General features: G+C 73.2%; 11 protein-coding genes. 4 read left to right on the top strand and 7 right to left on the bottom strand.

The window, feature by feature from the left end; all coding sequences use genetic code 11:
- Positions 1–27: 27 nt before the first annotated feature.
- From ACYVKX_RS04470 to ptsP, 4 genes are all read right to left on the bottom strand, one after another.
- On the bottom strand, positions 28–1359 hold the full coding sequence (locus ACYVKX_RS04470) for a M16 family metallopeptidase (protein ID WP_460829403.1): 1332 nt from the start codon (positions 1357–1359) through the stop codon (positions 28–30).
- Positions 1360–1373: 14 nt separating this feature from the next.
- Positions 1374–3590, bottom strand: coding sequence for a polyribonucleotide nucleotidyltransferase (locus tag ACYVKX_RS04465; RefSeq protein WP_460829402.1), 2217 nt, complete (start codon positions 3588–3590; stop codon positions 1374–1376).
- A 243-nt stretch (positions 3591–3833) separates the two neighbouring features.
- The gene (gene rpsO, locus ACYVKX_RS04460; RefSeq protein WP_460829401.1) at positions 3834–4109 is read right to left on the bottom strand and encodes a 30S ribosomal protein S15; all 276 of its coding nucleotides are present in this window, start codon (positions 4107–4109) and stop codon (positions 3834–3836) included.
- A gap of 169 nt (positions 4110–4278) precedes the next feature.
- A complete protein-coding gene (gene ptsP / locus ACYVKX_RS04455; protein WP_460829399.1) occupies positions 4279–5955 on the bottom strand; it encodes a phosphoenolpyruvate--protein phosphotransferase in 1677 nt (558 codons plus the stop codon).
- Between the two features lie 87 nt (positions 5956–6042).
- Here ptsP and ACYVKX_RS04450 point away from each other — a divergent pair, with 87 nt between their 5' ends.
- The 4 genes from ACYVKX_RS04450 to ACYVKX_RS04435 are packed head-to-tail and all read left to right on the top strand — an operon-like array spanning position 6043 to position 10061.
- Complete coding sequence (locus tag ACYVKX_RS04450) at positions 6043–6810, top strand: DeoR/GlpR family DNA-binding transcription regulator (RefSeq protein ID WP_460829398.1); 768 nt, start codon at positions 6043–6045, stop codon at positions 6808–6810.
- The gene (locus ACYVKX_RS04445; RefSeq protein ID WP_460829396.1) at positions 6807–7766 is read left to right on the top strand and encodes a 1-phosphofructokinase family hexose kinase; all 960 of its coding nucleotides are present in this window, start codon (positions 6807–6809) and stop codon (positions 7764–7766) included. Before ACYVKX_RS04450 ends, ACYVKX_RS04445 begins: the two co-directional genes overlap by 4 nt.
- 6 nt (positions 7767–7772) lie before the next feature.
- Entirely contained in the window at positions 7773–9791 is a 2019-nt protein-coding gene (locus tag ACYVKX_RS04440; RefSeq protein WP_460829394.1) for a PTS fructose transporter subunit IIABC, read from the top strand.
- Between the two features lie 12 nt (positions 9792–9803).
- Positions 9804–10061, top strand: a complete 258-nt coding sequence (locus ACYVKX_RS04435) for an HPr family phosphocarrier protein (RefSeq protein ID WP_460829393.1) — start codon at positions 9804–9806, stop codon at positions 10059–10061.
- A gap of 30 nt (positions 10062–10091) precedes the next feature.
- Here ACYVKX_RS04435 and ACYVKX_RS04430 read toward each other — a convergent pair whose 3' ends face one another.
- The 3 genes from ACYVKX_RS04430 to rbfA are packed head-to-tail and all read right to left on the bottom strand — an operon-like array spanning position 10092 to position 12363.
- Entirely contained in the window at positions 10092–11024 is a 933-nt protein-coding gene (locus ACYVKX_RS04430; RefSeq protein ID WP_460829392.1) for a bifunctional riboflavin kinase/FAD synthetase, read from the bottom strand.
- Between the two features lie 20 nt (positions 11025–11044).
- A complete protein-coding gene (truB, locus tag ACYVKX_RS04425) occupies positions 11045–11914 on the bottom strand; it encodes a tRNA pseudouridine(55) synthase TruB (RefSeq protein ID WP_460829391.1) in 870 nt (289 codons plus the stop codon).
- Positions 11911–12363, bottom strand: a complete 453-nt coding sequence (rbfA, locus tag ACYVKX_RS04420; RefSeq protein WP_460829390.1) for a 30S ribosome-binding factor RbfA — start codon at positions 12361–12363, stop codon at positions 11911–11913. Before rbfA ends, truB begins: the two co-directional genes overlap by 4 nt.
- Positions 12364–12442: the final 79 nt, after the last annotated feature.

Here is a 12442-nt window from a genome sequence, read left to right as displayed (position 1 = left end):
TCACGCTGCCCATGTAGCCGGCCGGCGTCAGCTCGGACCCACCACGGCGAGGATCTCGGGCCGAGCGAAGACGTGGGCGGCCACGGAGCGGACGTCCTCGAGGGTGACGGCGTCGATGCGGTCCATGACCTCGTCGATGCTGAGCAGCTCGTCGTGGACCAGCTCGGCCTTGCCGAGGCGCGACATCCGGGAGGCGGAGTCCTCCAGGCCGAGGACGAGTCCGCCGCGCAGCTGGCCCTTGCCGCGGGCGAGCTCCTCGGCGGTGATGCCGCCGGTGGCGACCTTGGCGAGCTCGTCGCGGACGACCGAGAGCACCTCGTCCAGCTTGTTCGGCAGGCAGCCGACGGAGACGCCGACCAGGCCGGAGTCGGCGTGGTGGGAGGCGAAGGAGAAGACGGAGTACGCGAGGCCGCGGTGCTCGCGGACCTCCTGGAACAGCCGCGACGACGTACCGCCGCCGAGCGCAGTGTTGAGGACGCCGAGCGCGAACCGGCGCGGGTCGTCGCGGACCAGGCCCTCCATGCCGAGCACGACGTTGACCTGCTCGAACGGGCGCGCTGCCGCGATGGCACCGGGCGTGACCCGCTTGCGGGCGCCGTGGCGCGGCGCGATCGGGGCAGCGGTGCCGGCGAGCCAGTCGTTGCGGGCGAACGCCCTCTTCACCCGGCGTACGAGCTCGGCGTGGTCGACGTTGCCGGCGGCCGCGACGACGACGTTCGCGGGCCGGTAGTGGCGCCGGTAGAAGCGCCGGATCTGGTCGCGACTGAGCGCCTGGATCGACTGCTGGGTGCCGGCGATCGGGCGGCCCAGCGGCGAGTCGCCCCAGGCCTGCTCCGCGAACAGGTTGTGGACGACGTCGTCGGGGTCGTCGTCGTGCATCGCGATCTCGTCGAGGATCACGTCGCGCTCGGCCTCGACGTCCTCGGGATGCAGCGTCGAGGCGGTGATCATGTCGCCGAGCACGTCCACCGCCAGCGGCAGGTCCTCGTCGAGGACCCGCGCGTGGAAGCAGGTGTACTCCTTGGCGGTGAAGGCGTTGAACTCGCCGCCGACCGCGTCCAGCGCGATCGAGATGTCCAGCGCCGACCGCTCCCCCGTGCCCTTGAAGAGCAGGTGCTCGAGGAAGTGCGAGCAGCCGTGCAGAGTCGGCGACTCGTCGCGCGAGCCGACGCCCACCCACACGCCGATCGCCGCGGAGCGCACTCCGGCCTGGTGCTCGCTGATGACGCGCAGGCCCGAGGGCAGGACGGTACGCCGGACGCGGGCGGTCACCTGCCCGTCGGTGTCGCGCTCGGTGAAGAGCGTGCGCGTCCCCGGAGAAGACGGTGACCCGCCAGAAGCGGACTTCTGGCGGGTCACCGGTGCAGCCTGGGTCACTCGGAGTCGTCCGCGCCCTCGGCGTCGGAGGCGTCCTCGACCACCGGGACCAGCGACAGCTTGCCGCGGTCGTCGATCTCGGCGATCTGGACCTGGACCTTCTGGCCCACGGCCAGGACGTCCTCGACGGCCTCGACGCGCTTACCTCCCGCGAGCGAGCGCAGCTTGCTGATGTGCAGCAGGCCGTCCTTGCCCGGGAGCAGCGAGACGAACGCACCGAAGTTGGTCGTCTTCACGACCGTGCCGAGGTAGCGCTCGCCGACCTCGGGCATCGTCGGGTTGGCGATCGCGTTGATCGCGGACCGGGCGGCCTCGGCGGCCTCGCCGTTGGTGGCGCCGATGTAGATGGTGCCGTCGTCCTCGATCGAGATCGACGCACCGGTGTCGTCCTGGATCTGGTTGATGACCTTGCCCTTGGGACCGATGACCTCGCCGATCTTGTCGACCGGGATGTTGATCGTGATGATCCGCGGGGCGTGGACCGACATCTCCTCGGGCTCGTCGATGGCCTCGGCCATCACGTCGAGGATCGTCATCCGGGCGTCGCGCGCCTGCTGCAGCGCCGCGCCGAGCACCTCGGCGGGGATGCCGTCGAGCTTGGTGTCGAGCTGGAGCGCGGTCACGAACTGGCGGGTGCCGGCGACCTTGAAGTCCATGTCGCCGAACGCGTCCTCGGCGCCGAGAATGTCGGTGAGGGCGACGTACTGCGTCGAGCCGTCGATCTCGCCGGACACCAGGCCCATCGCGATGCCGGCGACCGGCGCCTTGAGCGGCACACCGGCCTGCAGCAGCGACAGCGTCGAGGCGCAGACCGAGCCCATCGAGGTCGAGCCGTTGGAGCCCATCGCCTCGGAGAGCTGGCGGATGGCGTAGGGGAACTCCTCGCGCGAGGGCAGCACCGGCAGCAGCGCGCGGCGTGCGAGCGCGCCGTGGCCGACCTCGCGGCGCTTCGGCGAGCCGACCCGGCCGGTCTCGCCGGTGGAGAACGGCGGGAAGACGTACTTGTGCATGTAGCGGCGGTGCTTCTCCGGGGAGAGCGTGTCGAGCTGCTGCTCCATCTTGAGCATGTCCAGCGTGGTGACGCCGAGGATCTGGGTCTCGCCGCGCTCGAACAGCGCCGAGCCGTGGACGCGCGGGATCACGCCGACCTCGGCGTGCAGCGGGCGGATGTCGGCCAGGCCGCGGCCGTCGATGCGGACCTTGTCGCGCAGGATGCTCTCGCGCACGACCGCCTTGTTGACCGAGCGGAACGCCGCGCCGACCTCCTTCTCGCGGCCCTCGAACTGCTCGGCGAGCTTCGCGAGGACCTCGTCCTTGAGCTCGTCGGTGCGGTCCTGGCGCTCCTGCTTGTCCGCGACCTTCATCGCGGCGGCGAGGTCGGACTTCACCGCGGCCTCGACCGCGTCGAAGACGTCGTCCTCGTAGTCGAGGAAGATCGGGAACTCCTGGACCGGCTTCGCGGCGACGTTGGCCAGCTCCTGCTGGGCCTCGACGAGCTGCTTGATGAACGGCTTGGCGGCGTCGAGGCCGCCGGCCACGACCTCCTCGGTCGGCGCGGTGGCGCCGCCGTGGACCAGCTCGATGGTGCGCTCGGTCGCCTCGGCCTCGACCATCATGATCGCGACGTCGCCGGTCTCGGTGACCCGGCCGGCGACGACCATGTCGAAGACAGCCGACTCGAGCTGGCTGTGCGTCGGGAACGCGACCCACTGGCCGTCGATCAGGGCGACGCGGACGCCGCCGACCGGGCCGGAGAACGGCAGGCCGGAGAGCTGGGTGGACATCGACGCGGCATTGATCGCGAGGACGTCGTACGGCGCGTCGGGGTCGAGCGCCATCACGGTGATGACGACCTGGACCTCGTTGCGCAGGCCCTTCTTGAAGGTCGGGCGCAGCGGCCGGTCGATCAGGCGGCAGGTGAGGATCGCGTCCTCGCCCGGGCGGCCCTCGGAGCGGAAGAACGAGCCGGGGATCTTGCCCGCGGCGTACATCCGCTCCTCGACGTCGATGGTCAGGGGGAAGAAGTCGAAGTGGTCCTTGGGGTGCTTGCCGGCCGTGGTGGCCGACAGCAGCATGGTGTCGTCGTCGAGGTAGGCGGTGACGGCGCCGGCGGCCTGGCGGGCGAGGAGCCCGCTCTCGAACTTGATCGTGCGGCTGCCGAACTTGCCGTTGTCGAGGGTGGTCTCCACGGCGTGGATGACGGGTTCAGTCAAGGGTTCGTCCCTGTTCTGCTCGCGGAGCGATCCGCGGCGTCCCGCGCAGTGCCGGTCTTCGATCGAGGCCCGCAGGATCTTCGGCAATCGAGCCGGTCGAGATCCTGAGAGCCACTACCGAGGACCGAGCCGAGAACGGCGGGTCGCTCCTGGTGTTCAGATGTACTTCACTGGTGAATCTAGCGCCCACACGCGTGGGCGAGAAAACGTGAAGGGCCCACCGGAGCGGGCCCTTCTCGGTAATCAGCGGCGGAGGCCGAGGCGCTCGACGATGGAGCGGTAGCGCTCGATGTCGGTCTTCTGCAGGTAGTTCAGCAGGCGACGGCGCTGGCCGACGAGCAGCAGCAGGCCACGACGGCTGTGGTGGTCGTGCTTGTGCTGCTTGAGGTGTTCGGTGAGGTGGCTGATGCGGTGGCTCAGCAGAGCCACCTGCACCTCGGGCGAGCCGGTGTCGCCCTCGGTCGTGGCGTACTCGGCGATGATCTTCTTCTTGGTCTCCGCGTCGGTACCGATCGACATGCGGGCTCCTTCCGGACTCGGTGCGCGGCGCTCCAGGCCCTGTGCTCCTGAGGCTCTCTGTATCCGCGGCCGTTCTGACGGCGTGTCGCCCCGGGAGGCAACCTGGGAACTCTAGCGCGCAGGAGGTCCGCCCACCCAATCCGCGCGTCCGCCCAGCATCAGCCGGGCATCAGCCCAGGAGCGCGCGGACGGCCTCGCGGGCGGCGGCCGGGTCGGCGGCGGCGAGCGCGGCCTCGGCGGCCTCCTCGCAGAGGTCGTACGGCGTGGCGGCGAGCCGGGCGCCGACCGGCCGGACGGCGGTCGCGGCCATCGACAGCGAGGTCACGCCCATACCGACCAGCACGCACGCGAGCAGGGGGTCGGCCGCGGCCTCGCCGCAGACGCCGACCGGCTTGCCGGCCTGGCGGCCGGCCTCCGCGGTGATCGCGATCAGCTGGAGCACGGCCGGCTGCCACGGGTCGGTGAGGTGGGCGAGGTCGGTGGCCATCCGGTCGGCGGCCATCGTGTACTGGGTGAGGTCGTTGGTGCCGATCGAGAGGAAGTCGACGACCTGGAGCATCCGGTGCGCGAGCAGCGCGGCGCTCGGCACCTCGACCATCACGCCGGCCTCGAGCCCGCGCGCGTGCACCTTCTCGGCGAACTCCTCGGCCTCGGCGACGGTCGCCACCATCGGCGCCATCACCCACGCCTCGGTGCCGGCGGCGGTCGCGGCCGCCGCGACCGCGTCGAGCTGCCGATCCAGCAGGCCGGGGTTGTCGAAGGAGAGCCGCAGCCCGCGGACGCCGAGCGCCGGGTTCTCCTCGCCCTCGTGCGTGGCGAAGGCGACCGGCTTGTCCGACCCGGCGTCGAGGGTGCGCACCACGACGTACCTCTCGCCGCCGAAGGCGGCGAGCACCTCGCCGTAGATCGCGGCCTGCTCCTCGACGGACGGCTCGTCCCTGCGGTCGAGGAAGCTCAGCTCGGTGCGGAACAGCCCGACGCCCTGCACCGGGGCCTCGGCGGCCGCGCGGGCGGAGGGGCCGTCGGCGACGTTGGCCAGGATCTTCACGGGTACGCCGTCGGCGGTCCGGCCGGGACCGGTCCAGGTCGCGAGGGCGGCGCGCCGCTCGGCGTCCGCGGCGACCCGGGCCCCGGCGTCCTCCGGCTCGGTCTCGACGACGCCGGTCTCGCCGTCGACGAGGAGCGGGGTGCCGGCCTCGATCGTCATCGCGTCGGCGACGCCGACCACGCACGGGATCGCGAGCTGGCGGGCGATGATCGCGGTGTGGCTGGTCGGGCCGCCCCGCTCGGTGACCAGCGCCTTGACCAGGGACGGGTCGAGGCCGGCGGTGTCGGACGGCGCGAGGTCCTCGGCGACCAGCACGCACGGCGCCTCGGGGACGCCCACGCCGGGCTCGGGCTCGCCGACCAGGTGGGCGGTGATCCGGCGCTCGATGTCGCGCAGGTCGGTCGCCCGCTCGGCCATCAGCCCGCCCATGCCGGTGAACACGGTGACGAACTGCTCCACGCCCGCGTGCACCGCCGCCAGGAGGTCGTCGCCGGAGCGCAGGTGCTTGCGGACCGCGCCGCGCAGCCCCTTGTCGCGGGCGAGCCCGGCGCTCGCGGCCAGCACCTGCGCGGCGTCGCCGGTCGCGCCCTCCGCCTTGCGGGCGAACCCGTCGGCGACCACGCCGGCCGCGGCGTCGTACGCCGCGAGCGCGGCGTCGGCGTCGGCGAACTGGGCGCCGTCGAAGCGGACGACCGCCTCCGGCGATACCTCGGTGCGCACCACGAGCGCGGGGGCGTGCGCGACGCCGGGGACGACGGGGGTGCCGCGGAGGACGGGGCGGGTCGAGCTGCTGGCCATGGTGACGAGTAAACGCCCTGGCGTCCTTGACAGTCAACAGAATCGGGCGTAAAACCACAGATACGCAGATCGGAGGGCTCCCCCGCAATGTACGCCGAAGAACGCCAGCAGGCCATGGCCCAGCTCGTCACCGAGCAAGGCCGCCTGTCGGTCGCCGACATCGCGGAGCGGTTCGACGTCACCACCGAGACCGTCCGCCGCGACCTGTCCGCGCTGGAGCGGATCGGCCTGGTCCGCCGGGTGCACGGCGGCGCGGTGCCGGCCGGGTCGCTGGCCGTCATCGAGTCCGGCCTCGGCGAGCGGGACCTCGCGAACACCGCCGAGAAGGAGCGCATCGCCACCGTCGCCCTGGACCAGCTCCCGCCCGCCGGCGGCACGGTGCTGCTCGACGCCGGCTCCACCACCGGGCGGTTCGCCCGGCTGCTCCCCCGCGACCACCGGCTCACCGTGGTCACCCACGCGGTGCCGATCGCGGCCCGGCTGGCCGGCCAGCCCCAGATCGACCTGCACCTGCTGCCCGGCCGGGTGCGGACCACGACCCAGGCTGCCGTCGGCGCCGACACGATCACCGCGCTCGAGCGGCTCCGGGTCGACGTCGCCTTCCTCGGCACCAACGGCATCACCGTCGAGCACGGGCTCTCCACCCCCGACCACGACGAGGCCGCGGCCAAGCGCGCGATGGCCGGCGCCGCCCGGCTGGTCGTCTGCCTCGCGGACTCCAGCAAGGCGGGGGTCGAGGCGGCGATCCGGTTCGCGACGCTCGAGCAGCTCGACGTGCTGGTCACCGACGACCAGATCTCCGGCGCGGACCGCGACGCGTTCGCGGCCGCCGGCCCGGAGGTCGTGACCGCATGATCGTCACCCTCACCGCGAACCCCAGCCACGACCGCACCGTGCACCTCAGCGGTCCGCTCGAGCGCGGGACGGTGATCCGGGTGGACTCGGTGATCTCCCAGGCCGGTGGCAAGGGCGTCAACATCTCGCGGGCGTCGGTGCAGGCGGGCGTCCCCACGATGGCGGTGCTGCCGGCCGCGAAGGACGACCCGTTCGTCCACGAGCTGCTGGCCGGCGGCATCGACTGCCGCCCCGTGCACCACGACGGCCAGCTGCGCGTGAACATCACGGTCACCGAGCCCGACGGCACGACCACGAAGCTGAACAGTCCCGGGCCCGAGCTGACGCCCGCCGTACGCCACGAGCTCGGCGACGCCCTGCGCCGCCGCGCCGGCACCGCCGACTGGGTCGTGCTCGCCGGGTCGCTGCCGCCCGCCACGCCGCCGGAGTGGTACGCCGAGCTGGTGGTCCTGCTGCGCGAGAACGGCGCCCGGGTGGCGGTCGACACCAGCGACGCGCCGCTCCAGGCGCTGGTCGACCGGCTCCCCGAGGCCGCGCCGCACCTGATGAAGCCGAACGGCGAGGAGCTCGCCCAGTTCGCCGGCGGCGACGCCGACCGGCTCGAGGCCGACCCGCGCGCCGCCGCCGACGCCGCGCGCGCGCTCGTCGAGTCCGGCGTCGAGACCGTGCTCGCCACCCTGGGCGCGCACGGCGCCGTACTCGTGAACGCGCAGGGCGCCTGGTGCGCCACCCCTCCGCCGACGACCGTCGTCAGCACGGTCGGCGCCGGCGACTCCAGCCTGTTCGGCTACCTCCTCGGGGACCTGCGCCGCCGGGGCCCCGCCCACCGTCTCGCCCTCGCCGTCGCCTACGGCAGCGCCGCCGCCGGCCTCCCCGGCACGACCATCCCGCAACCCCACCAGGTCCGCCCCGAGCTCGTCGCGGTGCGCGCCCTCGACCTCACCCAGGGAGGGTGATCCAGCATGTCCAGCCTCATCTCGGCCGAGCTCGTGCGCCTCGACGCCGACCTCGGCGCCGACAAGCACGACGTGGTCCGCGCGCTCGCGGGGGTCGTCGGCGACGCCGGCCGCGCGGCCTCCGTGGAGCGGCTCGTCGAGGACGCGTTCGCCCGCGAGGCGACCTCCGCGACCGGGCTCCCCGGCGGCATCGCGATCCCGCACTGCCGCACCGAAGGGGTGGCCGAGCCCGTGCTCGCCTTCGCCCGGCTCGACCCGAGGGTCGACTTCGGCGCCAAGGACGGCCCCGCCGACCTGGTCTTCCTCATCGCGGCGCCGGCCGGCGGCGACAACACCCACCTCCAGCTGCTCACCCAGCTCGCCCGGGCGCTGGTGAGGCCGGACTTCACCGCCGCCCTCCGCGGCGCCGGCGCCGCCGAGGAGGTGGCTGCGCTGGTCACCGAGGTGGTCTCCGGCGCACCCGCCGCGTCGCCGGCGGCTGCTCCCCCGGCGAGGCGCCGCCTGGTCGCCGTCACCGCCTGCCCGACCGGTATCGCGCACACCTACATGGCCGCCGAGGCGCTCGAGGCGGCGGCCGCCCGCGCCGGGGTCGACCTCCAGGTCGAGACCCAGGGCTCGGCCGGCGCGAAGCCGCTGTCCGCCGACGCGATCGCCGCGGCCGACGCGGTGATCTTCGCGGTCGACGTCGGCGTACGCGACCGCCACCGGTTCGCCGGCAAGCCGCTGGTCTCCTCCGGCGTGAAGCGCCCCTTCGACCAGGCCGACGCGATGGTCGCCGAGGCGCTGCGGGCCGCCGAGGACCCGGATGCCCCGCGCGTCGAGGCCTCCGGCTCCGGTGCGGGCGACACGGCCACTGCCACCGCCGCCGGCGAGAGTTGGGGCGGTCGCACCCGGCGCGTGCTGATGACCGGCGTCTCATACATGATCCCGTTCGTCGCGGCGGGCGGCCTGCTGATCGCGCTGTCCTTCCTGCTCGGCGGCTACGAGATCGCGAACGTCGCCCCGCAGATCGTCGTCGACGGCTCGGTCGCCGACCTGCCCAGCCTCGGTGAGTACGGCCTCGACCACGCGCTGCTCGGCTCCAGCCTGATGGCCTACCTCGGCGCGCTGCTCTTCGTGCTCGGCAAGACCGCGTTCCTGTTCTTCGTCCCGGCGCTGGCCGGCTACATCGCCTACGCGATCGCCGACCGCCCGGGCATCGCGCCCGGCTTCGTGATGGGCGGCCTGGCCGCCGACGTGATGCAGTACGGCACGCCCGCGACCGGGTTCCTCGGCGCGATCGTGGGCGGCGTGCTCGCCGGCCTCATCGCGCACTGGATCGGCGGCTGGAGGGTCCCGACCTGGGCACGCGGCCTGATGCCGGTGCTGGTGATCCCGTTGCTCACCACGATCCTCGCCGGAGTCCTGATGCTCGTCGTGTTCGGGCGGCCGATCGCGTGGCTGATGAGCCAGTTGGAGGACGGCCTGAGCTCGCTCAGCGGCGGCTCCGCGGTCGTGCTCGGCATCATCCTCGGCCTGATGATGGCCTTCGACATGGGCGGCCCGCTGAACAAGGTCGCCTACAGCTTCGCGGCGGCCGGCGTCGGCGGCGCGGCTCTGGCCAGCGACGCTCCCGAGCTGCGGATCATGGCCGCCGTGATGCTGGCCGGCATGGTCCCGCCGATCGCGCTGGCGCTGGCCACCGTCGTACGCCCCGGCCTGTTCAACCCGGCCGAGCGCGAGAACGGCAAGGCCGGCTGGCTGCTCGGCGCGTCGTTCATCACCGAGGGCGCGATCCCGTTCGCCGCCGCCGACCCACTGCGCGTGATCCCCTCGATCATGCTCGGCTCGGCCGTCACGGGCGGCCTGTCGATGGCGCTCGAGGTGTCCGTGCGCGCCCCGCACGGCGGCATCTTCGTGCTGTTCGCGGTGGACAACGTCCTCGGCTACGTCGTCGCGCTGGTCGTCGGCGTGGTCGTCGGCGCCGCCGCCGTGATCGTCTTGAAGTCCGTCGGCCGCACCGCGGCCGATCCGGTTCCCGCCTGAGAAGGAGAAGCAATGCCCAGCAAGACCGTCGCCGTCGGCTCCTCCGTCGGCCTGCACGCCCGCCCTGCCCAGCTCATCGCCGAGGCGGTGGAGGAGCTCGACGTGGAGGTGCTCATCGGCCTCCCCGGCGACGAGCCCGTCGACGCGTCCTCGTCGCTGCTGATCATGACCCTCGGCGCCGGCCCCGGCGATCGGGTCGAGGTCAGCTCGGACGACGAGGTCGCCCTGGCCGCGATCGCGGCGCTGGTCGAGAAGGACCTCGACGCCTGAGTACGGGGCCGCCGAGCGGGCGGGCAGTGGTCACGTCAGGAGCTCGCGCGCCCGGTCGACGTCGGCCTTCATCTGCTCGACGAGCGCGCCGACGGAGTCGAAGGCCACCATGCCGCGCAGCCGGTCCACGAAGCTCACCTCCACCTCGACGCCGTACAGCTCGAGATCGGTCCGGTCGAGCACGTAGCTCTCCACGCGCCGGTCGCGCACGCCGTCGAAGGTGGGGTTGGTGCCGACGCTGATCGCGGCCGGGAGCACCTCGCCGGTGTCCGTCCGGCGCAGCCACCCGGCGTACACGCCGTCCGGGGGTACGGCGGTCAGCGCGTCGGCCGGGACGTTCGCGGTCGGGAAGCCGAGCTCGCGCCCCCGCTTGTCGCCCTCGACCACGGTCCCCCGCACGGCGTAGGGCCGGCCGAGCGCCTCGGCGGCGCCGGCGACGTCGCCCGCGGCCAGGCTCATCCGGACGTAGGTCGACGACCAGACCTGCGGCCCGCCGTCGAGCGGGATGCCCTCCGCGGTGAACCCCTGCCGCTTCCCCAGCTCGCGCAGCGTGCCGACGTCGCCGGCGGCCCGGTGGCCGAAGCGGAAGTTCGCGCCCACCACCACTGCGTTCGCACGCAGTCCGCCCACGAGCACCCGCTCGACGAACTCCTCCGGGCTCCACGACGCGACGTCGCGGTCGAACGGCATCGCCAGCACCGCGTCCGCGCCGGCCGCGCCGAGCAGCTCGGCGCGCACCTCCAGCGAGGTGAGCGTCGTCGGGGCGTGCTCGGGCCGCAGCACCGCCATCGGGTGCGGGTCGAAGGTGACAGCCACGACGGACAGACCGCGGTCGTCGGCGATCTCGCGCGCCCGGGACACCACATGGCGGTGCCCGAGGTGCACCCCGTCGAAGTTGCCGATGACGACGACCGTCGACCCGAGGTCGTCCGGCACCTCGTCGAGGGATCGCCAGATCTGCACGCGCGAAGACTACCGAGAGCTCACCCGAAGACGGCGACCGCCCGGGCGCGACCGTCGCGCGGCTCGTAGAGCGCGAGGAACTCGCCGTCCGGGGCGAACACCGCCGTCAGCCCGGCCAGCTCGAGGTCGAGCGCGCGGCCGACCCGCACGTCGGCCGCGCCCGCCTCGTCGAGGTCGTACGCCGGGAACGCCGCCCGGGCCGCGTCGGCGATCGGCAGCAGCGCGAAGTCCTCGCCGAGCTCGTCCAGCGAGCGCGCCACGGCGAGGCCGTAGGGACCGACAGCGGTACGCCGCAGCGCGGTCAGGTGCCCGCCGACGCCGAGCCGGGCGCCGAGGTCGCGGGCGATCGCGCGGATGTAGGTGCCGCTCGAGCAGCGCACGGATACGTCGACCTCGACGATCGAGCCGGGCGAGCCCGTCGAGACTCGGTGCACGGTCAGCTCGTGCACGGTCACGGGCCGGGCCGCCAGCTCGACGTCCTCGCCCGCGCGCACGCGCTGGTGGGCGCGCCTGCCGTCGACCTTGATGGCCGAGACCGCGGTCGGCACCTGCATCAGGTCGCCGACGAACTCGGCCGCCGCCGACCGCACGGTCACCTCATCGAGGCCGTCTGTCGAGCTCGTCGAGGCCACCTCGCCCTCGGCGTCGTCCGTGGTCGTCGAGACGCCCAGGCGGATCGTGGCGTCGTACCGCTTCTCGGTCAGCATCAGGTGGCCGAGCAGCCGGGTCGCGCGGTTGACGCCCAGCACGAGCACGCCGGTGGCCATCGGGTCCAGCGTGCCGGCATGGCCGACCTTGCGGGTGCCGGCCAGCCGGCGTACCCGGGAGACGACGTCGTGCGACGTCATGCCCCCGGCCTTGTCGACGACGACCAGGCCGGCGTCGCTCACTCGTCCTCGTCCAGGTCGTCCTCGACCTCGCGCGGCTTCTTGTACGGGTCGGCCTCGCCGGCGTACGACGAGCCGCGCTCGGCGGCCAGCGCCTCGTCCTGCTGCTTGGCCCGGGCGAGCACCTCGTCGAGGTGCCGCGCGTTCTCCGGCAGCGCGTCGTGGATGAACGTCAGCGTCGGCGCGTGCCGCATGCCGAGCTGCTTGGCGACCTCGGAGCGCAGCAGCCCCTTGGCCGACTCCAGCGCGGCCGCGCTCGCCGCCCGCGCGGCCTCGTCGTCGCCCGCGTCGAGGACGGTGTAGAAGATCGTGGCCTGCTGGCTGTCGCCGGTCACCCGCACGTCGGTGATCGTGACGAAGCCCAGCCGCGGGTCCTTGATCCGGCGCTCCAACATCTCCGCCACGATGACCTGGATCCGGTCGGCGATCTTGCGGACGCGAGGACTGCTCATGGTTCCTACTCTCTCAAACGCCGAGTCGGCGCAGTCTCAGCCTGCCGAAGCGCCGAGTCGGCGCAGTCTCAAACCACGG

The organism is Nocardioides hungaricus, from assembly GCF_054782915.1.
This window is presented reverse-complemented; position numbering and strand designations above follow the sequence as displayed.